Origin of the sequence: Streptomyces lanatus (assembly GCF_014655715.1) — a bacterium.
Classification (GTDB): domain Bacteria; phylum Actinomycetota; class Actinomycetes; order Streptomycetales; family Streptomycetaceae; genus Streptomyces; species Streptomyces lanatus.
Genome location: NZ_BNBM01000009.1, coordinates 20,901 through 41,392 on the forward strand (window position 1 = coordinate 20,901; position 20,492 = coordinate 41,392).

The following is a 20,492-nucleotide window of genomic DNA, read 5'->3' on the forward strand; positions in this document are numbered from 1 at the left end:
CGGCCGCCGTGCCGTTCCCGGGGCCATGTCTCATTCCTGAAGGCCACGCGCGCGTACGTCCTCCGCCAGCTCCCGCCGGTAGTCCGCGTACGCGGCACGCAGCCGCTCGCCCGGCCAGTCGGCGGGGAGGAGCGGGGACGGCAGGACCGGGTCGGCGAGCAGATGCCGTACGACGGCGGCGAAGCCGGTGAAACGGTCCGAGGGGCGACGCGCACCCACCACATGGGCCAGCAGGGCGCGGCCCGTGTCGGCCCAGGCGTCCAGCGGCCAGAGGTCCGCGGCCAGCTCATGGGCGGGGCGGTCGGGGCGGGCCGTGTAGCACTGCGCCACCTCGTTGAGCCCATCAGGGAGGGTGCGGCGGAGGTTGGCCGGCCGCAGCCAGACGCCCTCGCGGAGTTCGGCGAGGCGCAGCCGGGTGAGCCCGGTGCGCAGTTCAGCGCGTTCGGCGGCGCCCCGGCCCGTGGCCGTGACGACGAGCATCTCCCAGTCACCGTCCCAGGGACGGGTCTCGGGGTGGACGGCGTCGTCCTGGCGCCGCTGGCGTTCCAGGAGCCGCTCGCTGAGCCCGTGGACCGTGTCCGCGCGGCGCAGGTCACCGGCCGCCACCATCCGGCTGAGCGCGGCCCGCAGCGTGGACCCCGCGATCCCGAACGGCTCCACGGCGCCCACCAGGTCCTTCACCGGAAGCTCGGGCGGATGCAGGCCCAGCAGCAGGCTCAGGACGACCGAGCGGGCGGACAGCGGGCGCAGTTCCACCTCGTCGGCCTGCGGTGACGCGTTGTTCGGCATGGCCAGGTACCTTACGTGCCGGGTCTGCGTATTACAGGATTGCTGCGGTCGTAGCGACGGTGCAACACTAGCGGCATGGTCTCTATACCCGCGCAGGAGCAGTCCGCGCAGTACGCCACGCATGACGTCACCAACCAGCCCCCTCCCCTGACGCCGTACGACGCGTCCGAGGACACGGCCCTGCTCGAAGGGCTGCGCCGGGAGGGCGCCGGGTGGGCCGAGGAGGACCTCCGTCGGCTCGGTCTGCGGGCCGGGAGCGCCGAGGCGCAGGAGTGGGGCGAGCTGGCGAACCGGCATGAGCCCGAGCTGCGGACCCACGACCGGTACGGGCATCGGATCGACGAGGTCGAGTTCCATCCGAGCTGGCACCACCTGATGCGGGTCGCGGTCGGCGAGGGCCTCGCGGCGGCGCCGTGGGCGGACGAGCGGCCCGGCGCGCATGTCGCCCGCACCGCGGGCGGGATGGTGTGGGGGCACACCGAGGCCGGGCACGGCTGCCCGACGTCGATGACCTACGCGGCCGTCCCCGTGCTGCGCCGCCAGCCCGAGCTCGCGAAGGTCTACGAACCGCTGCTGACCAGCCGGGAGTACGACCCGGGGCTGCGCGTGCCGACCGAGAAGCGGGGTCTGCTCGCGGGCATGGGGATGACCGAGAAGCAGGGCGGCTCCGACGTCCGTACGAACACGACCACGGCGTGGCCGACCGCCGAGCCCGGCGTGTACACGCTGCGCGGGCACAAGTGGTTCACCTCGGCGCCGATGTGCGACGTCTTCCTGGTGCTGGCCCAGGCGCCGGGCGGCCTGTCCTGCTTCCTGGTGCCGCGCATCCTGCCGGACGGCAGCCGCAACGCCTTCCGCATCCAGCGCCTGAAGGACAAGCTGGGCAACCGCTCCAACGCGTCCTCCGAGCCGGAGTTCGACGGGACCGTCGCCTGGCTGGTCGGGCCCGAGGGGCGGGGTGTGAAGACGATCATCGAGATGGTCAACTGCACCCGGCTGGACTGCGTGATGTCCTCGGCGACCCTGATGCGCAAGACGCTGGTGGAGGCGGGCCACCATGTGCGCCATCGCAGCGCGTTCGGCGCCCGGCTGATCGACCAGCCGCTGATGCGCAATGTCCTCGCCGACCTGGCGCTGGAGTCGGAGGCGGCCACCACCCTCACGCTACGGCTGGCCGGCGCGGCCGACCGTACGGTGCGCGGCGACGACGCGGACGGGACGGAGGCGTCCTTCCGTCGGATCGCCACCGCCATCGGCAAGTACTGGGTCACCAAGCGAGGTCCGGCCTTCACGGCGGAGGCCCTGGAATGCCTGGGCGGCAACGGCTATGTCGAGGACTCGGGCATGCCACGCCACTATCGCGAGGCCCCGCTGCTGTCGATCTGGGAAGGCTCGGGGAACGTCAACGCCCTCGACGTACTGCGGGCGTTGAGCCGGGAACCGGGCACGGCGGACGCTCTCTTCGCCGAACTGGCCCTGGCCCGCGGCGCGGACGCCCGCCTGGACGCTTCGGTCACGCGCCTGAAGAGCATGCTCGCCACGGGTTCCGAGGCCGGTGCGCGTCGTCTGGTCGAGCAGATGGCCCTCGCCCTCCAGGCCTCCTTGCTGGTTCGACACGCTCCCGCGGCGGTCGCCGACGCCTTCTGCGCGACGCGGCTCGGCGGTGACTGGGGGCATGCGTTCGGGACGTTGCCGGAGGGGGCCGATGTGGACGGGATTCTGGGGAGGGCGTTGCCGGCGCGGGGGTGAGGTGGTCGTGCGGAGGGGGGCGGGGCCGGTCTGGCTGAGGGTTGGCGTTGCGGTGAGGCCGGGCCGGTCAAGCTACGGCCGCTCAATGCCGGCCTTAGGAGCCGTGTCCAGCACTCGGGTGCCACGCCGACCCGCGAGAGCGCTGTGCCAAGCCGGGAGCGCCGCACTGACCCGGGAGCGCCACACCGAGGAAAGTGCGTCACGCCCACCCGCGCGCACCACGCACCCCAGAAGCTCCACGCCAACCCGAGCACACGTCGGCGAGCCCGCGCGCCCCGGCGTCGCCGTCACCCCCGCATCCGCCCACCCCACAACGGCCCGACCCGCGCCCACTCGTACCCCCACTGATCGATCCGCCGGCTCTCCAGGCGGCGGCGGAGGGCCCGGCCCGCGACGAAGGGGACTGATGCGGCGCAGGCGCCTGCGATGCCGCCTACCAGGCCGGCTCGGGTGCGGGCCTCGGAGGGGGTGGCGGGCTCGGTGACCATGCGGCCCTGGGGGTCCGTCCAGACGGTGACCGGGGTGGCGACACCGCTGCCGGGGTGGACGCGGGCCTGGCCGGTGTGCGTGGAGCCGTCCCGTGCGCTCCAGCGGACCTTCGCCCACACCTGGTCGCTGCTGGCGGTGCCGGAAGCGGCCGTGCCCGGCGCCTGTTCGGCGAGCAGAGCCACGACCGGCCGCCACTCGACCCGCTCCCTGGCCATGTCCTGCTCGACCGTGCGGGCCGTCGTCAGACCGGCGAGGACTCCGGCGAGGACGGTGAGCAGCCACGCGGCGAGCAGCACCCAGGTCTCCACCGCGTCGGCCCGGCGTCGGAGCGGATTGCGCCGCCACCGCCACAGCCACACCTTCGGACCACGGAACGCCATCGAAGGCTTCCTCCTCATGAGCACACGAACATGCCGGACCGACCTCACTCCCATACGGCAGCGGGCGGGCGGATGCTCACGGCAGCTGCCGGAGACGACGGTGTCGCGCGTCACGGGTCCCTGTCCGTGTGTTCGCGAAAGGGCCGCGCAGCTCGTGGCCGCGGTCTATCATCGCCGCGCTGACCTGCGACGTCGCTGTTTCCAGGGGTGACTGTCAGTGCCGGGGTGCAGACTGGCCCGTGTCTGAGACAAAGGCGTCGCGGAGGTGATCGGCATGACCGAGGTATTGCTCGCCGTAGGCACACGCAAAGGCCTGTTCATCGGGCGGAGGCGCGGTGGCACCTGGGAGTTCGACGAGAGTCCCTACTTCAACGCCCAGGCCGTGTACTCGGTCGCGGTGGACACCCGGGGCGAGCGTCCGCGGCTGCTGGCCGGCGGCGACAGCGCGCACTGGGGGCCGTCGGTGTTCCACTCCGACGACCTGGGGCGCACCTGGACCGAACCGGCCAAGCCCGCGGTGAAGTTCCCGCAGGACACGGAGGCCTCGCTGGAGCGGGTGTGGCAGCTGCACCCGGCGGCCGCGGAGCCGGACGTGGTGTACGCGGGCACGGAACCGGCGGCGCTGTACCGCTCGGAGGACCGCGGTGAGACCTTCGAGCTGGTCCGCCCGCTGTGGGAGCACCCGACCCGGTCGAAGTGGGTACCGGGCGGCGGCGGTGAGGGCCTGCACACGGTGATCACCGACAAGCGCGATCCGAGGGCCGTGACGGTCGCCGTCTCGACCGCCGGCGTCTTCAAGACCGCCGACGGCGGCGCGAGCTGGGCTCCGTCCAACTCCGGTGTCTCCGCGGTGTTCCTGCCGGATCCGAACCCTGAGTTCGGCCAGTGCGTGCACAAGATCGCGCAGGACTCGGCGGACGCGGACCGCATGTATCTGCAGAACCACTGGGGTGTGTACCGCAGCGACGACGCGGGCGCGCACTGGACGGACATCGGCGAGGGGCTGCCGTCCACCTTCGGCTTCGCGGCGGCCGCCCACCCGCATCGCGGCGAGACGGCGTACGTCTTCCCGATCAACGCCGACTCGGACCGCGTCCCGGCCGACCACCGCTGCCGCGTGTTCCGTACGGCGGACGCGGGTAAGAGCTGGGAGCCGCTGACGGCGGGACTGCCCCAGGAGGACCACTACGGCACGGTGCTGCGGGACGCGATGTGCACGGACGACGCGGACCCGGCGGGCGTGTACTTCGGCAATCGCAACGGCGAGGTGTTCGCGTCGGCCGACGACGGCGACAGCTGGCAGCAGCTGGCGTCGCATCTGCCGGATGTGCTGTGCGTCAGGGCCGCGGTGGTCGGATGAACCGTCAGTTCTTACGGGCCGGCCTTGGCCACTGGTTGATCGTCGCTGCCGGTACGGCAGCAGGGTGACGATCGCGTGATCACTAGCGGCAGCATCGCCAGGACGGGGCCGGTGAACCCGTCTGATCACAGGGTTCCAGACCCGGTGGTGCTTCAGGTTTCACCGGCCCCGTGAGTCACCATTAGGTGGTGTTTGCTGCCCGTCTTCCGTCGGTCGACCGGCGACGGACCGGTGTCGGCCCCCCTTTTTTCGCGCGGATGTGGGAGCCGTCCACGCACACGCGGGACCAGTCGAGTTCGCCGGCCCCGCGTCAGGTCGGCGAGCAGGATGCGGTGCAGTTGGTCGAAGACACCGGCCTGCTGCCACCGCTCCAGGCGCCGCCAACAGGGCTGTCCGGAACCGAACCCCAGCTCCAGCGGCGGGAGTTGCCAGGCCATGTCGTTGTGCAGGACGTACAGGATGCCCTGCAGTCGCAGCCGGTCCGCCACCGGCCGCGGACCCGGCGACTTCTCCGGCCAGGGCGGCAGCAGCGGCGCGATCAGCGCCCACAAGTCGTCGTCCACGATCCACGGCCGGGTGCTCACATCCTCCCGACCGGCGGAATCTTGGTGATGTCAGGGCGTAACGGGGAGGCTAGCGAGGTGCCGCGAGTACATCCCGGAGTACGTTCTCAAGCGTGACGCGGGCCAGCTCGTGTCTCAGGGTCTCCTCGATGCCCTCGTAGACGCCCTGCATCGCCGGCTGGATGCCGTAACCCACCACGCATCCCTGGTCCGGGGTGGTGCGGTGCATCGCGAACAGCGGGCCGGGTTCCACTGCCTCGTACACGTCGAGCAGGGTCATCGACCCCAGCTCGCGCGCCAGCGACCAGCCCGCGCCCACACCCCGCCGGGACTCCACGAGCCCGGCCCTGCGCAGCTCGCCGAGCAGCCGCCTGATCACCACGGGGTTGGTGTTCGCGCTGGTCGCGATCTGCTCGGAGGTGGCGACCTCATGGCCCTGGCGCTGGTAGAGACCGATCCAGGCCAGCGCGTGGGCGGCAAGGGTCAGCCTGCTGTTGGCACTCATGAACCCCTCCTCTCGGCCGCAACGCTTTATGTTACGACAGCTCAGTCGTAACAGTTATAGTTGCAACTAGGTGTCGTAACAATTAGCGTTACGACTACGGAAGGGTCAATCAACGAGGTGAGAAGAATGAGCAAGCCACTCACGGGCAAGGTCGCCCTGGTCACCGGGGGGTCGCGCGGACTGGGAGCCGCGACCGTACGTCTGCTGGCCGAGCAGGGCGCCGACGTCGCCTTCACCTATGTCAGCTCCGAGAAGCAGGCGCAGGCCGTCGTCGACGACGTGCGCCTCAAGGGAGCGAAGGCCATCGCCTTCAAGTCCGACCAGGCAGACATGAGTCAGGCGCCGGCGCTGATCGACGACGTGGTCGCGCACTTCGGCGGCCTGGACATCCTCGTCAACAACGCGGCGATCTCGGTGGAGCAGGGCCGCACGGTGGACGACCCTGACGCCGACACCGCCGCACTGGACCGGATGCACGCCACCAACTACCTCGGCGTGATCGCCGTCATCCGAGCCGCCTCCCGAGTGCTGCGCGCGGGCGGCCGCATCATCACGGTGAGTTCCGGACTGGGCTCCCGGGTCGGTGTCCCGGGAGCTGCCGACTACTCGGCGACCAAGTCAGGGATCGAGAGGTACACCATGGGTGTCGCACGCGACCTCGGGCCCCGGGACATCACGGCCAACGTCGTGGAAGCCGGACTGATGGAGACCGGCATGCAACCGCCGGACCCCGAGACCCTCAAGGCCCTGGTCAGCTCGCTGTCCCTGCAACGCATGGGGCACCCCGAAGAAATCGCCGCGGCGATCGCATTTCTGGCGAGCCCCCCCGCCTCGTACGTCACGGGCGCGGTGCTGGACGCCCACGGTGGCTACAACGCCTGAACCGGAACCCCTGCCGCGCGCCCCGAAGGAAATCCCGTCTTCGGGGCGCGCACCCCAACGACCCGCGCGTGCGTGGACACGCCTCAAGAAGCCCGGATCGTGATCGTGTTACGAGCTCGTAGGATCGAGTTCTCGTCGATGCTGGCGAAGAGCTCGGTCAGGCTGCGGGCGCCCGGCTCGGCGGGCAGAATACCCTGCTGGTAGTTTCGGAATTCGGCCAGGACCAGATCCAGATTGCGGTCGCTCTCGTGCTTGTTGACCTCTGCGAATCGGAACTCTCTGAATGGCTCGGACAGCATGGCGCCTCCTCGGTCGGGCCCATACATGGATCTTGGCGGGCCGTGCTGGCGGAAACCACGGGCCGGCGATGCCTGGACCGGGCATCGAGTGTTAGTACGTAGACCCTGTCTTGCGGGGATCAGGCGGTGAGCAATCGACCTCTTCCAGCACCTCATGGACCACCGCGGCCATCTGGGCCCGAGCCCATCGCCGCAAACCTCCCCAGGACGCTGTCAGCACTCCGACAGCTTCGGAGTATTCGCTGAAGACACAGGTTCACCCACCGGCTCCAATCGCGCGGAAGACGGCTTAGCCGCACCATGGCCCGACAGGTTGGCAGGGAATGCATGCCGATTGCGATGGCTCCAGGAGTGCCCGAGGTGAGAAATTCGCCAGGAGGGCAGGCCGCTGGCGCAGGCGATCACCACGCCGGGGCAAAGGCGACGGCACACACGGAGCGCGCAGCCGGCCACCACGCAGACGAAGCCGGTGCCCCGCCAACCGGCACACCGCGTCATCCCGAAATGCGAAACTCGAATTCGGGACGGTCCCACGGCACGGCGGGCGGGTTCGCGAACGCGGTCCCGGTCCGCACCGCACCGACGCGGTGGTAGAAGTCCTCGGCGGGAAGGTGCGACACGACCTTGAGACGGTCGATCCCGGCGGCACGGGCCTCGGACTGCATGTGCGCGACGAGTAGCCGTCCAATACCCCGCCCTTGCACTTCGTCGGCGACGAACAGCAGGTCGAGCTCCGGTGGAGCGAGGACGAGCGAGTAGAACCCGAGGACCCGGTCTCCGTGCTCGTCGGCGCCGACGGCCACAAAGGCGCGGTGGGCCTCGATGTAATCAGGACCGACCCGGTAGCCCGCGACTGCGGCTGCGTACTTACCCTCGTAGGCTGCTGAGCCACGCACGAGCCGGGTGAGCCGTTTGGCATCCCGCGCGACGGCCCTCCGTATCATGATCGGCTGGCTGATCGGGGAATTGCGTGAACTCATCGGGAGAGTATTTCGCACCGGGGAATGCCTTCATGCGGCGGGTCGGCTGCTCGCGCAGGCGCTCCTGCACCGCTCCCGGGAAAGGCGAGGGGGTCGGCCTCGGCAGGCCAGGTGACCGGCGTCCGCGTAGGCCGACAGGTCACCCGCGGCCACGACCAACCCCGCAAAAGCCCCGTCGGGATGGTTCCCGACGGGGGCTCTGCCTCATCACCCGCTATCACAGACGCCCCTATAACGGGGGGGGTCGGTGGAGACCGTCCGGACCAGGTTGAAGACCTCGCGGGCGGCATATCGCTTGAGGCAGTGGTTGATCTCACGCCGGGTCTTGCCCTCCTGAGCGCGGCGCTCGAAGTATGAGCCTCCAACACCTCATGGACATCAGGCCGGCGAGCTGCGCTTCGCTCTGCCGTCGCCTCGCCCGCCGAGCGGAATCAGAGTCTCCAGATCGGCTCCCTTGGCCCAGGCCCCCAGCAGGTCCCGGTGCAGGCCGCGATGTTCTGCCGCAGCGCCAGCCCTTGCGCGGCTTTGGTGAACGTACGGCAGGTGGTGACGAACACAGCGACATCCGCGCCGTGCTCAAGGCGGGCGGTGCCCACGAACTTCTGCATGTCCTGCGAGGGCACGCTGCGCTCGGGCGCGTACTTCTTGCACTGGACGACCAGTTTGCGGCCGTCCGGGAAGTAGCCGATGACGTCGGCACCCAGGTCACCGCTCTTGCCGCTGACGACAACCTTCGTACAGCCGTCCCGGCGGCACAGGTCCGCGATGTAAGCCTCGAAGTCCTGCCAGGACAGAGCATCGACCTCCGTCATCGACAGCTCGCGCGCCTTCGCTTCCTCCTGCGCCCGCCACTCTCGGTCCTGGCCCACCGCGTCCGAGTGCGCACGCCACAACTTCCAGCCGCCCCCGGCCACCACGATCACACCGAACGCGACCACAAGGATCGGCCACACCGCAGCCCACTTCCCCACCAGCCACACCACCACGACCACCGCCGCGACGCTGCTCCAGCCCTGTAAGTGCCGGCGCGTGCGCTTCCTCAACCGCCGGCGCCGTCGTCGTGTCGCCATGACTCCCCCACCCAGGGCATGACCTGCTCCTCACTCCGCCCAACTCAACTACGCAGAAGGTTCGTTGGCCAGATGACAGCACCCGCCACTGACAGTCAGCCACCCTGAGCACCACAACCACGACGGAAACCAGACGCAGGCGCAGCTGCTCAACCCGCACCCCAAAAAAGGACGACCAGGCAGTTTGGCCACAGGAGCAAGCGGAACAAGCCGACTTGCGCAGACAGCCTGAACTCAGTGCGCCGCTGCGGCCAGGCGAAGAGACGCCCAGCCGCTGCCGAGGCTATTGCCGCCGCGCTCACGCGCAGGCAGCCTGGAGGACACCGCGACCAGGCGGAGGGGGTTTGGCGGTGGACTTTCTGTTCACATGCGAATTCCACTCATCGGCGTCGGCCATCAACCCATGAACGAGGCGAAGGCCCATCCAAGCCGAGCCTCAGTTTCAACGCCCGCATAGATCCGGACCATTCCCGGGCCAACGACTTCGCCGATGTGTCCATGGCTGCCATGTGCGCAGGTCAGCGATGCGCTGCCGCTGTACCACCAGCAGACCAAGAAAGCCGGGATCCTTTCCTTGGTGATACTCGCCCTTCCGAACAAGGTCGAGAGCGCTGTCTCGTTCGAGGGGTCCAGGCCCGGGACAGGGCCATTTAGGGACAACCGGTGCGTGAATGCGCTGTTTCTCTTGGAGGGGACCGCCGAGATCACCGCCACCGTCGCCCTTGTTCAGAAACCCGCGGCCGTGGCGGCCCGCGAGGCCGTGAACCGGGCGGGCGAGACCTCCTTTCGCGAGGGCGTGTTCTACGAACGCCACTTCTCCCACGGCCTGTTCACCAGCCGCACCCAGTCCGAAGGCGTGGGCGCACGCCTGGAAAGGCCTCTTCCGTCCTTCAGTCCGGGATGGGCGTCGACGGAGTGGAGCCAGGATCATCCTGGCTCCACTCAGTGCTGCGGGCGTGTCACTGGAACTGTGCGAAGAACCTCCAGATCTCTGCTTTGGTCCAGGTGGTGACGCCGCTTTCGCCGGAGGAGCCGTCGACCGGACCGGGTATGTGGCCTCCATCGAACGCGGCCCACTGGACCGGGTATCCGGCACGGCAGCCCGAGTAGGTGGTGGTGATGTGCGTTCGGCTGCCCGGAGCGGGCTCGCGCGGGCTTTGGGCAGTGCAGCCGTTGTTGGCGACGAACTTGTCGCGCAGGGACCGTCCCTGCCCGATGTTGAGGACGTTGTCGCTGATGCCGTGGATTCCGAAGTAGGCGATGGGCTGGGTGCCGCCGCTGCACCCGCTGATCTGAGCGCCGGAGATGACCGCGACGGCCCGGAAGACGTTCGCTCGGCTGCATGCGAGTGCGTAGCTCATGCCGCCGCCCCAGCTGAATCCCGTGGCGAAACGCTGTGCCGGGTTGACACAGAGACCGCCCTCGATTCGCCGGATCATGTCGTCGACGAAGGTGACGTCCTCACCGCCCGAATTGGCCCAGCCGTTGCCGAGGCCCTGGGGCGCGACGAGGATCGCGCTGTTGTTCGACTGTTCCTGTTGGCCGTAGTAGGACCAGGCGCTCCCGCTCGTGCCGCCCGAGGCCACCTCGCCGGCGGTTCCGCCCCGCCAGTGGAACGCGAAGATCAGCCGGTAGGGGTGGCTGTTGTCGTAGTTGGCGGGAACCCTGAGGATGAAGCTGCGGCTCTTGCCGCCGCTCTGAATCGTGTGCGTACCGCTCGCCAGAGTCGGGGCACTGCCGCATGCGCCGCCGCCACCGGACGACAGCTTGACCATCTGCCATTGCTGGTTGGCACCGCCCCAGTCGGAGTACTGGACGACGTTGCCGCCGTCGGCGGTGGAGGCGCCCTGCACCTCCACCGCCTTGCTGCTGGTGCGGTTGATCAGCCGGACGTGGCCCGCGTCGGAGTCGGCCAGTCGGAACTGCTGGTTGGCCCCGTTGTGGTCGGCCCACTGCTGGATCGCGGCACCGTCTGCGGTCGAGGCGCCGGCCACGTCGAGAACCTTGTCCGAATGCCGGGCCTTGAGGCGGTAGAAGCCGTCGCCGGAGTCCACGAACTGCCACTGCTGGTTGGCTCCGTCGTGGCGCGTCCACTGGTTGACCCGCGCGCCGTCGGCGGTGGACGTGTCAGAGACGTCCAGCGCCTTGCCGCTGTTTCGATTGACCAGGACATACCAGGCATTGGTGTCCACCGTCGCCGCCTCGGCGGGCGCCGGATTCACGACGGCGAGCATGCCGATCGCGAGGGTTGCCGCCACCACGGCGGCGATCCGGGACCACCAGCGATGTCTGGGTGGAGGGGCGGGGGAAGCCGCACCGTAGGTCTTCATGGATTCTCCCTTTCGTTTGTGGCAGGTCCCCTCAGGTGCGGGTCCAGCGTTGGTTGCTGCCGTTCGAGCAGGAGTAGAGCTGGATCAGGGTGCCGTTGGCGGTGCCGCTTGCGGCGGCGTCGAGGCAGAGGCCGGACTGGACGCCGGCGATGGATCCGTCGGAGTTGAGGCGCCACTTCTGGTTGTCACCGCCCCAGCAGCTGTAGATCTGGACTTTGGTGCCGTTGCCGGTACCGGCGGCGTCCAGGCACTTGTTGCCGTAGACCCTGAGCTCGCCGGCGGCGGTGGGCGTCCACTGCTGATTGGTGCCACTGTGGCAGTCCCACAGCTGGACCTGGGTGCCGTCGGTGGTGCTGGCGTTCGGCACGTCCAGGCAGCGGCCGGAAGCGACGCCCTTGATCTGTCCGGATTCCCCCGGGGGCGTGGTGGAGCCGCCGTTGAGTGCGTTGAGGACGGCGGTGTAGGCGGGCTTCTTGCTGCCGTCGCCGTTGAACAGCAGCGGCGTGTGCTCCGGTCGCCAGGAGTCGGAGTCGCGCACACCCCAGACGGTGATGCCGAGGCAGCGCGGGACGGCCAGGCAGTCGTTGGTCACGGCGGCGTAGGTCGAGGCCGGGGCACCCTGGATGTCGAGTTCGGTGATGGCGACGTCGACGCCGAGGGCGGCGAAGTTCTGCAGGGTGGTGCGGAAGTTGCTGTTGTAGGGGCTGCCGCTGTTGAAGTGCGACTGGAAGCCGACGCAGTCGATCGGCACGCCGCGCTGCTTGAAGTCCCGGACCATGGCGTACATGGCCTGGGTTTTGGCCCAGGTCCAGTTCTCGACGTTGTAGTCGTTGTAGCAGAGCTTGGCGGCCGGGTCGGCGGCGCGCGCGGTGCGGAAGGCGACCTCGATCCAGTCGTTGCCGGTGCGTTGCAGGTTGGAGTCGCGCCGGGCTCCCGAACTGCCGTCGGCGAAGGCCTCGTTCACGACGTCCCACTGGGCGATCTTGCCCTTGTAGTGGGCCATCACGCCGTTGATGTGGTCGATCATCGCCTGGCGCAGCGTGCTGCCGCTGAGGCTCTGCATCCAGCCGGGTTGCTGGGAGTGCCAGGCCAGGGTGTGGCCGCGCACCTGCTTGCCGTTCTGCACCGCCCAGTTGTAGACGCGGTCGCCGGCGGTGAAGTTGAACTGGCCCCGCTGCGGTTCGGTGGCGTCGATCTTCATCTCGTTCTCGGCCGTCACCGAGTTGAACTCACGGCCCGCGATCGTCGTGTACGCCGAGTCGCCCAGCCTGCCCGAGGCGATGGCGGTGCCGAAGTAGCGGCCGCTCTGCGCCGCCGCGGCGCCGAGCGTGCTCTCGGCGGAGTGGGCGGTCGGCGGCGCGACCAGTGCGGCGGCCGCACCGAGGACGGCGACGACCAGCGCCAACAGCAGGCCGCGGAGCTTCCGGCGGATAACGGGTCTGGGAAGGGCATACGAGCCCATGGCTGTGCCTCCAAGGTAGAAATCACGGAAGGACTGAAGCGCAGGGGGATGCGTCGTCCGCTCCCACTCGGCAGACGGACGGGGCGAGCCGGAACCCGGGCAGCACGGAATCACCGGACACCGCGGTCATGGGACCGGGACCAGCTCAACCGGCACGGACGGCATCCGGTCGGCCGGCGGGTGACGTACGGCGTACAGCCGGCGGCGGGCGGCGGCGGTGTTTCGGCACAGGCATGTTCGACACAGGCATGGGGGTACTCCATCGCGGCTCAGCCGGGGGACCGCCACGCGGCGTCGCGTACCTCTCCAACTGCGCGAAGAGCCAGGATGCGCGCTGGTGGGAACCTCACCGGAACGAAAAGGGGTGGCGCAGGTGCTTTGGTGCGCGGATCTGTCGTGCAGCCGTGCGTGGATCTGGCGTGCAGCACAGATTGCTCAGGGCCGACGTGGTCCGATATCTCGAACTATCCCCGGCGTCTCAGACAGGGATGATTGAGGTATTGACGATGCATCGTCAATACTCCCCGCAGAAGAAGTTTCGGTTCTCATCTCGAAACTTTCTGGAATCCCGGCGAGCCGGAAGGCGAACCCCCGGCGCCGACGTCGGCGGATGCCACCTTGGACCGGCGAGCTGTATACGCAAACCACCGGAGGGTTTCCGGTCGGCGCGACAGCCTGTCAAGCCCAGAGGGGACGCGCTGTTTATGGACAGATCGGCGACAAGCCTTGACCAGAGGGTCCCGCATTCCTAGCTTGTGGCGTCGAAGCATCCGGAGAATTCTTCGAAACATTCGAGATTCCCCCTGTCCCTCGGCACGTCCGCTTCGTGGTTCATCGGGATCACCTCACCCCCGCCCCAAAGGAGGCCCTCTGATGTGGTTTCGCCACGCGTCCCCGGTCCGTCCAAGACGCATACTCGCCGTCCTTGCGCCCTTGCTGCTGGTGGCCACCTTCCTCGGCGCCCAGCCGGCCGGCGCGGCGACCGTAGACCCCAACGCCTCGTATGTGCTGGTCAACCGCAACAGCGGCAAAGCCCTGGACGTCTACAACCTGGCGACCACCGACGGCGCGCGCATCACCCAGTGGACCAGGAACGATCAGAACCAGCAGCAGTGGCAGTTCGTCGACGCCGGCGGCGGTTACTACCGCATCAAGTCCCGCCACTCCGGCAAGGTGCTGGACGTCCAGAACGGGTCCACCGCCAACGGCGGCCCGATCGTCCAGTGGACCGACCAGAACGCCACCAACCAGCAGTGGCGGCTGGCCGACAGCTCGGGTGGCTACGTGAGGCTGATCGCCCGCCACAGCAACAAGGCCCTCGAAGTGCAGGGCGGCTCCACCGCCGACAACGCGAACATCGTCCAGTACGACGACTGGGGCGGCGCAAACCAGCAGTGGCAGCTCGTCCAGGTCGGCGCCGGCAACCCCGGCACGTGCAATCTTCCGTCGACATACCGCTGGTCATCGACGGGGGCGCTGGCGCAGCCCAAGTCGGGGTGGGTCTCGCTCAAGGACTTCACCGTCGCCCCCTACAACGGCAAGCAGCTCGTCTACGCGACGACGCACGACACGGGGACGAGCTGGGGTTCAATGAACTTCGGCCTGTTCACCAATTGGTCGGAGATGGCCTCGGCCAGCCAGAACACGATGTCGACATCCACCGTCGCGCCCACGCTCTTCTACTTCGCGCCGAAGAACATCTGGGTGCTCGCCTACCAGTGGGGTAGGACCGCCTTCTCCTACCGGACGTCGAGCGACCCCACCAACCCGAACGGCTGGTCGTCGGAGCAGGTGCTCTTCTCCGGAAGCATCGGCGACTCCGGAACAGGACCCATCGACCAGGCACTCATCGGTGACGGGACGAACATGTACCTGTTCTTCGCCGGTGACAACGGCAAGATCTACCGGGCCAGCATGCCGATCGGGAACTTCCCGGGCAGTTTCGGCTCGACCTCGACAGTGATCATGAGCGATACGAGGAACAACCTGTTCGAAGCCCCGCAGGTCTACAAACTGCAGGGCCAGAACCGCTACCTCATGATCGTCGAGGCGATCGGCTCGCAGGGCCGCTACTTCCGCTCGTTCACGGCCACCAGTCTGAACGGCTCATGGACACCCCAGGCCGCGACCGAGAGCAACCCCTTTGCCGGCAAGGCCAACAGTGGCGCCACCTGGACCAACGACATCAGCCATGGCGAACTGCTCCGCACCAGCGCCGATCAGACCATGACCGTCGATCCCTGCAATCTGCAGTTGCTCTACCAGGGGCGCAGCCCCAACTCCGGCGGCGACTACGGCCTCCTGCCCTACCGTCCGGGCCTGCTGACACTGCAGCGCTGACGGCGTGACACGAGTCCGGCTCCGGTATGGAGCCGGCGTGGCGGGCTCGGCGGAAGGCCGAGCCCGCCCGGGTCACGCGACAACGTCAGCGCTCATACGGCGACAGAGCGCGGGATCGGGGAACGCTCACCAGCCCGAAGGCCATCCTGCAACGCGGTGCCGCCGCCGGTGGCCCTTGCCAACGGTCCAGGCGCACCGGGTCGCCTGGCGCGCTGCGGCGGACGAGCCAGGCTTCAGTGATGTGGGTGAACATCGCCACGACCGCACCGCTCGGGTCGTGGGCGGCGATGCGCTCGTACACGCGGCGATGGCCGCGGTTGGAGGCGACGCACATGTCGCGCTCGGGGCCGGCCCATGTACCGTGCGGTGTGCGGCCGGTGGAGAGAATCCGCGCCTGGCGAGTGTCGGGTTTGTCCTACTTCGATCGCAAAGTTGGTTGATCTTTGAGTGCCCATGTGGTGGGCCTGGACAAGTCCAGGGAGGACAGTGGCCTCCCCGGTCCGCGCCGATGCGAGTTCTCAGGAACCCTTCGCCCCAGGGGGCCGCGCCCATGAACGCCGGTCCGGCCGGCCCGAGGGCGACCGGATACAGTGCGCGAGACGGCAGCCTGGCCAGGGAGGGGAAGCGTGACCGACACGAGCAACGCCCGACCCGCCCACAGCGAAGTGCAAGCTCCGCGGCAGAGCCGACTGCACCGCCTGATGCGCTACATCCCCCTGATCGCCCCCGTCCTGCTGTGGGCCGTGCCCTGCTGGGTGCTCCTGCACACCGGCCAGCACTGGCCGATCCCCGTCACGCTGGTCGGCACCACCCTGTTCGCCCTCGGCCTCGTTGGTATGCCGCTCGCGATGGTGCGCGGCCACGGCCGACGCCAGCAGGACCGGGCGGCGATCACCGGTGACACTCTGCTGGGCACCAGCTGGGTTCTGTTCACCTGGTCCATTCTGCTCGGCGTCCCATTGCGGCTCGCCCTGACCGTGGCCGGCATCGGCGAGAGTCAGGACCGGGCCCGAATCGTCACTTGGGCCGTCCTCGGCATAACCGCGGTGCTACTCGCCTGGGGGTACGCCGAAGCCCGCCGCGTGCCACGCGTGCGCCGCCTCGACGTGCAACTCCCACGGCTGGGTGCCGGGTTGGACGGCATCCGCGTCGTCCTCATCACCGACACGCACTACGGCCCACTCGACCGCACGCGCTGGTCGGCGCGGGTATGCGAGACGGTGAACACCCTGGAAGCCGACCTGGTCTGCCACACCGGCGACATCGCGGACGGCACGGCCGAACGCCGCCGCGCCCAGGCCCTCCCACTCGGTACCGTGCGAGCCAGCCGGGCCCGTGTATACGTCACCGGCAACCACGAGTACTACAGCGAGGCCCAGGGCTGGGTCGACTTGATGGGCGAGCTGGGCTGGGAGCCGCTGCGCAACCGCCATCTGCTGCTCGAACGCGGAGGCGACTCCCTCGTGGTCGCCGGCGTGGATGACGTCACCGCCGAGTCCTCCGGCCTGGCGGGCCACCGCGCCCACCTCGCCGGAGCCTTGAACGGCGCCGACCCCGACCTACCCGTCCTGCTCTTGGCACACCAGCCCAAGTTCGTCGACCGGGCGGCAGCCGACGGCATCGACCTCCAACTCTCCGGCCACACCCACGGCGGCCAGATCTGGCCCTTCCACCACCTGGTCCGCATCGACCAGCCCGTCCTCGCCGGCCTCAGCCACCACGGCACCCGCACCCTCCTCTACACCAGCCGCGGCACCGGCTTCTGGGGCCCGCCGTTCCGCGTCTTCGCCCCCAGCGAGATCACCCTGCTCGTGCTCCGCTCCCCGCACCTGCCCACCTCGCCGTAGCACTGGGCGGGCCAACACATCCGCTTGGAGCAGTCCATGAACCGAGGGGGTGCGGCGTCGACAGATGACCAGGCCCGTCTCGCTGAGGACAAGATCCGGACCATTCCCGGGCCGACGGCTCCAATGAGCCATATCTGGCCACGTTTTACGCCGGTCAGCGACACCTGACGCTTGTACCACCAGCAGACCAAGAACCTGCTGATACTTGGCCAGGAAGGCTCGGCGCAGCGGGGGGGCCGTGCCCTACGGCAGTCGCCAGTCCACCGACTGTCCTCCCTGCCGGATCAGCAGGTCGTTGGCCCGGCTGAACGGACGCGAACCGAAGAAGCCCCGGTCCGCCGACATCGGAGACGGGTGCGCGGACTCGATCGCCGGCAGATCCCCCAGCAACGGCCGCAGATTACGCGCGTCACGACCCCACAGGATCGACACCAGCGGCTTACCACGCCCGGCCAGCGCCGTGATCGCCTGCTCGGTGACCTCCTCCCACCCCTTACCCCGGTGCGCGCCGGGCTTGCGCGGAGCCGTCGTCAACGCCCTGTTGAGCAACAGCACCCCCTGCTGCGCCCACGGCGTCAGATCACCGTTCGACGGCCTCGCCAGACCGAGGTCGGAGTGCATCTCCCGGAAGATGTTCTCCAGACTCCCCGGCAACGAACGCACCTCGGGCGAGACCGCGAAGCTCAACCCGATCGCCATGCCTGGTGTGGGGTAGGGATCCTGCCCCACGATCAAGACCCGGACGTCATCGAAGGGCTGTTGGAAGGCCCGCAGGACATTCGCCCCGGAAGGAAGATAAGTCCGGCCAGCCGCTATCTCGGCCCGAAGAAAGTCCCCCATGGCGGCGATGCGTTCGGCCACAGGTTCAAGAGCCTTCGCCCAGCCTGCTTCAACAAGTTCATGCAAGGGTCGTGGTGCCACGGCACGTCACTCTACTGGCACACACAGCCGCCCTCCATACACACGCAAGCCCCCGCACAGGGGCCACCCTTCAGGCGCTACTCTTCCTCCTCGTCGAGACCTTCGAGTCGGTCGAGCAGATGACGCAGCCGGTCACCGGGAAGGAGAGGAGCTTGTTCCGTCCAGTGCGCAAGCCACTCCGCCACGGTCATCATCCTCGGTCAGCCCTTCGTCCCCGATACCCAGATCCCGGAACCCCCGCACATGCGGTGGGGCTGTCGTTCTCGGTGGCGCCCGAGGTGCGCCTCCTGCTCGGCAGCCTCCCCTCGGTGGAGTCCGCGCACCCCTCCCCCATGTCGGCCGACCGCGGCCTCTTCGGATCCCGCCCGTTCAGCCGCGCCAATGACCTCCTGATCGGTCAGGGCGGGCAGCCGGTGGACTGGCGCCTGCCGTGACCGGCGTCGCCGGGTTCGTCGCGGTCGACTCCGGCGGGTCCGGGATGCGGGTCGTCGTCGGCACCGTCGACGGTGGTGCGCGGGCGCGGCGCGCGTCCCGTGAGGCGGTGCGCACCGGGGACCAGGGCATCGATGCCGGGCATTTCATGGAGCAGTTGGTGCCCATGGTGCGCGCGGCAGTGGCCGAGGCCGGGGTCTCCCGGCTGGATGCGGTGGCCGTCGGGGCCGCCGGGTTCGCCAGTCTGGGGGACGGTCTGCGGGCCGAGCTGCCGGGCGCGTTGGAGCGGGAGTTCGGCGTCCGGCGAGTGGCTCTGGTCGCCGATGCCGTCACCGCCTATGTCGGGGCGCTCGGGCCCGTGCCCGGTGCCGTGGTCGCCGCGGGCACGGGCCTGATCGCGATCGGCACCGATCTGACGCGCTGGCGCCGTGCGGACGGCTGGGGGCATCTGCTCGGTGACTGCGGCGGCGGTGCCTGGATCGGGCGGGCGGGGCTGGAGGCGGCGATGCGGGCGTACGACGGGCGGCCCGAGGGGTCGGCCGAGTTGCTGGCCCGCGCGGAGGAATTGTTCGGCCCGGCGCCCGGACTGCCGGGCAGGCTCTATCCGCGCCCGGACCGCGCCGCCGTGCTCGCCTCCTTCGCTCCCCAGGTGGGCGCCTGCGCCGACGCCGACCCGGTGGCGGCGGACATCCTGCGGGCCGCCGCCCGGCACATGGCCGACTCCGCGGCCGCCGTCTGCCCCGCCGCCGGAGAGCCCCAAGTCGCCGTCACCGGCGGCCTGTTGAACATGGGCACGCCTCTTGTCGTATCTCTGGACGAGGAGTTGTCGAAGCGACTGCCGCACGCACGGCGTGTCCGGGCCGCCGGGGATCCGCTGGACGGGGCGGTGCGTATCGCGACGGATCTGGCGGCGGGTGTGCTCGCTCTGCCGGGTGACGAGGCGATGCTCTGCGTAGCGACCGAGCAGCGGGACTGATCCACCTACGTCACCAGGTTCCGTATCGCAATAACTCAATCAGACATAAGCGGACAGATACCGCTCACCTGCACCCTCCCCGAACAGAGGAGCCCAGGAAGCCAGTAACATGCGTCGCCATGAGCTCCCCCACTGGGCCCGCGTCCGGCCTGCCAGTACGAATGCCGCGACCTCGTCAGCCCGGGCGGCACCGCCGACCCGAGCCGTTGGCGGCTCCCGAGGGCGCGCCCTCGCTTGTTCTCGCGGTGCCGGGCACGCCGAGCGCCGCCACCCGCGGCCTCGCCGAGGAGGTCGTGAGCATCGCCCGCTCCGAGCTCCCCGGTCTGGATGCCCGGATCGGGTACGTCGACGGCGACGACATGGAGTTCCCCACACTCCAGTCGGTGCTGGTGCACGCCGCCGAGGAGCGCACCGCCCGCTATGAGCAGGCGCTCGCCGCGGGTGTGGAGGTCAAGGAGCCCGAGGGCCCCGTCGCCGTGGTCGTGCCGCTGCTCGCAGGCCCGGACGGTGCGCTGCTGCGCGTCATCCGCCAGGCCGTGATGGACAGCCGCGTCGCGGCCGACCTGACCGATGTACTCGGCCCGCACCCGCTGCTCGCCGAGGCGCTGCATGTGCGGCTGTCGGAGGCCGGCCTTGCCCGCGCCGACCGCGCCCGGCTGTTCACCGTGGCCACGGCGGCGGACGGCATCATCCTGGCGTCCGTCGGCGGCGAGGAGGCCGTGCAGGCGGCCGGGATCACCGGCATGCTGCTCGCCGCGCGGCTTGCCGTGCCGGTGATGGCGGCGGCCCTGGACCAGGACGGCTCGATCACTGCCGTCGCCGAGCAGCTGCGGTCCTCGGGCTCGCAGCAGCTGGCGCTGGCGCCGTACCTGATAGGGCCGGAGATCGACCCGAGCCTGATCGCGGAGGCCGCGCAGGAGGCGGGCTGCTCCGCCGCCGAGGCGCTCGGCCCGTACCCGGCGATCGGGAAGCTCGCCCTGTCGAAGTACACGACGGCACTGGGCATCGCGCCGCAGCAGGCACAGGGGACGCCGGTGCGCTGACGCGCGCATCAATCACAGCCGTGACGCCGAAGGGCCCGCTCCCGTACGAGGAGCGGGCCCTTCGGCATACGGTCA

At 69.3% G+C, this 20,492-nt stretch carries 17 protein-coding genes and 1 pseudogene; 8 read left to right on the plus strand and 10 right to left on the minus strand.

The window, feature by feature from the left end:
* Window positions 1–30: 30 nt before the first annotated feature.
* Entirely contained in the window at window positions 31–789 is a 759-nt protein-coding gene (locus IE325_RS23570; protein ID WP_190072020.1) for a PaaX family transcriptional regulator C-terminal domain-containing protein, read from the minus strand.
* 75 nt (window positions 790–864) lie between these two features.
* Between IE325_RS23570 and IE325_RS23575 the strand changes: the two genes are divergently transcribed.
* Window positions 865–2,538, plus strand: a complete 1,674-nt coding sequence (locus IE325_RS23575; protein ID WP_190072021.1) for a DNA alkylation response protein — start codon at window positions 865–867, stop codon at window positions 2,536–2,538.
* A gap of 287 nt (window positions 2,539–2,825) precedes the next feature.
* On the opposite strand, the gene IE325_RS23580 is transcribed toward IE325_RS23575, so the two are convergent.
* The gene (locus IE325_RS23580; protein ID WP_190072022.1) at window positions 2,826–3,407 is read right to left on the minus strand and encodes an Rv1733c family protein; all 582 of its coding nucleotides are present in this window, start codon (window positions 3,405–3,407) and stop codon (window positions 2,826–2,828) included.
* A gap of 274 nt (window positions 3,408–3,681) precedes the next feature.
* On the opposite strand from IE325_RS23580, the gene IE325_RS23585 reads away from it, so the two are divergent.
* Window positions 3,682–4,767 (plus strand): WD40/YVTN/BNR-like repeat-containing protein, encoded by a 1,086-nt coding sequence (locus IE325_RS23585; RefSeq protein WP_190072023.1) that lies wholly within the window; start codon window positions 3,682–3,684, stop codon window positions 4,765–4,767.
* A 152-nt stretch (window positions 4,768–4,919) separates the two neighbouring features.
* On the opposite strand, the gene IE325_RS23590 is transcribed toward IE325_RS23585, so the two are convergent.
* Window positions 4,920–5,351: a transposase gene (locus tag IE325_RS23590; protein WP_190072024.1), complete on the minus strand. Its 432-nt coding sequence runs from the start codon at window positions 5,349–5,351 to the stop codon at window positions 4,920–4,922.
* Window positions 5,352–5,400: 49 nt separating this feature from the next.
* Window positions 5,401–5,835 carry an Rrf2 family transcriptional regulator gene (locus IE325_RS23595; protein ID WP_075032814.1) on the minus strand — a complete coding sequence of 145 codons (435 nt, stop codon included), beginning with the start codon at window positions 5,833–5,835 and terminating at the stop codon, window positions 5,401–5,403.
* A 126-nt stretch (window positions 5,836–5,961) separates the two neighbouring features.
* On the opposite strand from IE325_RS23595, the gene IE325_RS23600 reads away from it, so the two are divergent.
* The gene (locus tag IE325_RS23600; RefSeq protein ID WP_190072025.1) at window positions 5,962–6,717 is read left to right on the plus strand and encodes an SDR family NAD(P)-dependent oxidoreductase; all 756 of its coding nucleotides are present in this window, start codon (window positions 5,962–5,964) and stop codon (window positions 6,715–6,717) included.
* Between the two features lie 83 nt (window positions 6,718–6,800).
* On the opposite strand, the gene IE325_RS23605 is transcribed toward IE325_RS23600, so the two are convergent.
* From IE325_RS23605 to IE325_RS23625, 5 genes are all read right to left on the minus strand, one after another.
* The gene (locus IE325_RS23605; protein ID WP_190072340.1) at window positions 6,801–7,016 is read right to left on the minus strand and encodes a hypothetical protein; all 216 of its coding nucleotides are present in this window, start codon (window positions 7,014–7,016) and stop codon (window positions 6,801–6,803) included.
* Between the two features lie 494 nt (window positions 7,017–7,510).
* Window positions 7,511–7,996 (minus strand): GNAT family N-acetyltransferase, encoded by a 486-nt coding sequence (locus tag IE325_RS23610; RefSeq protein ID WP_190072026.1) that lies wholly within the window; start codon window positions 7,994–7,996, stop codon window positions 7,511–7,513.
* Between the two features lie 431 nt (window positions 7,997–8,427).
* On the minus strand, window positions 8,428–9,066 hold the full coding sequence (locus tag IE325_RS23615; RefSeq protein WP_308437674.1) for a restriction endonuclease: 639 nt from the start codon (window positions 9,064–9,066) through the stop codon (window positions 8,428–8,430).
* Between the two features lie 959 nt (window positions 9,067–10,025).
* The gene (locus IE325_RS23620; protein ID WP_373315209.1) at window positions 10,026–11,327 is read right to left on the minus strand and encodes an RICIN domain-containing protein; all 1,302 of its coding nucleotides are present in this window, start codon (window positions 11,325–11,327) and stop codon (window positions 10,026–10,028) included.
* A 100-nt stretch (window positions 11,328–11,427) separates the two neighbouring features.
* Entirely contained in the window at window positions 11,428–12,858 is a 1,431-nt protein-coding gene (locus IE325_RS23625; RefSeq protein ID WP_190072028.1) for an endo-1,4-beta-xylanase, read from the minus strand.
* A gap of 873 nt (window positions 12,859–13,731) precedes the next feature.
* Between IE325_RS23625 and IE325_RS23630 the strand changes: the two genes are divergently transcribed.
* Window positions 13,732–15,198 carry a non-reducing end alpha-L-arabinofuranosidase family hydrolase gene (locus IE325_RS23630; RefSeq protein WP_190072029.1) on the plus strand — a complete coding sequence of 489 codons (1,467 nt, stop codon included), beginning with the start codon at window positions 13,732–13,734 and terminating at the stop codon, window positions 15,196–15,198.
* A 626-nt stretch (window positions 15,199–15,824) separates the two neighbouring features.
* Entirely contained in the window at window positions 15,825–17,045 is a 1,221-nt protein-coding gene (locus tag IE325_RS23635) for a metallophosphoesterase (RefSeq protein ID WP_190072030.1), read from the plus strand.
* A gap of 243 nt (window positions 17,046–17,288) precedes the next feature.
* On the opposite strand, the gene IE325_RS23640 is transcribed toward IE325_RS23635, so the two are convergent.
* Entirely contained in the window at window positions 17,289–17,966 is a 678-nt protein-coding gene (locus IE325_RS23640; RefSeq protein WP_190072031.1) for a uracil-DNA glycosylase, read from the minus strand.
* 269 nt (window positions 17,967–18,235) lie between these two features.
* Between IE325_RS23640 and IE325_RS23645 the strand changes: the two are divergent.
* The 3 genes and pseudogenes from IE325_RS23645 to IE325_RS23655 all read left to right on the plus strand — a co-directional run.
* A pseudogene (locus tag IE325_RS23645) lies at window positions 18,236–18,400 on the plus strand (uracil-DNA glycosylase); the annotation flags it as partial.
* Window positions 18,397–19,374 carry an N-acetylglucosamine kinase gene (locus IE325_RS23650; protein ID WP_190072032.1) on the plus strand — a complete coding sequence of 326 codons (978 nt, stop codon included), beginning with the start codon at window positions 18,397–18,399 and terminating at the stop codon, window positions 19,372–19,374. The pseudogene IE325_RS23645 and the gene IE325_RS23650, both read left to right, overlap by 4 nt.
* A 119-nt stretch (window positions 19,375–19,493) precedes the next feature.
* Window positions 19,494–20,417: a sirohydrochlorin chelatase gene (locus IE325_RS23655; protein WP_190072033.1), complete on the plus strand. Its 924-nt coding sequence runs from the start codon at window positions 19,494–19,496 to the stop codon at window positions 20,415–20,417.
* Window positions 20,418–20,492: the final 75 nt, after the last annotated feature.

Bases quoted from the DNA above. Each gene is read 5' to 3' on its own strand.
- IE325_RS23595 (WP_075032814.1), bottom strand. From the start codon at position 5,835: ATGAGTGCCAACAGCAGGCTGACCCTTGCCGCCCACGCGCTGGCCTGG.
- IE325_RS23580 (WP_190072022.1), bottom strand. From the start codon at position 3,407: ATGGCGTTCCGTGGTCCGAAGGTGTGGCTGTGGCGGTGGCGGCGCAAT.
- IE325_RS23605 (WP_190072340.1), bottom strand. From the start codon at position 7,016: ATGCTGTCCGAGCCATTCAGAGAGTTCCGATTCGCAGAGGTCAACAAG.
- IE325_RS23615 (WP_308437674.1), bottom strand. From the start codon at position 9,066: ATGGCGACACGACGACGGCGCCGGCGGTTGAGGAAGCGCACGCGCCGG.
- IE325_RS23610 (WP_190072026.1), bottom strand. From the start codon at position 7,996: ATGAGTTCACGCAATTCCCCGATCAGCCAGCCGATCATGATACGGAGG.
- IE325_RS23655 (WP_190072033.1), top strand. From the start codon at position 19,494: ATGAGCTCCCCCACTGGGCCCGCGTCCGGCCTGCCAGTACGAATGCCG.
- IE325_RS23575 (WP_190072021.1), top strand. From the start codon at position 865: ATGGTCTCTATACCCGCGCAGGAGCAGTCCGCGCAGTACGCCACGCAT.
- IE325_RS23600 (WP_190072025.1), top strand. From the start codon at position 5,962: ATGAGCAAGCCACTCACGGGCAAGGTCGCCCTGGTCACCGGGGGGTCG.
- IE325_RS23585 (WP_190072023.1), top strand. From the start codon at position 3,682: ATGACCGAGGTATTGCTCGCCGTAGGCACACGCAAAGGCCTGTTCATC.
- IE325_RS23625 (WP_190072028.1), bottom strand. From the start codon at position 12,858: ATGGGCTCGTATGCCCTTCCCAGACCCGTTATCCGCCGGAAGCTCCGC.
- IE325_RS23630 (WP_190072029.1), top strand. From the start codon at position 13,732: ATGTGGTTTCGCCACGCGTCCCCGGTCCGTCCAAGACGCATACTCGCC.
- IE325_RS23570 (WP_190072020.1), bottom strand. From the start codon at position 789: ATGCCGAACAACGCGTCACCGCAGGCCGACGAGGTGGAACTGCGCCCG.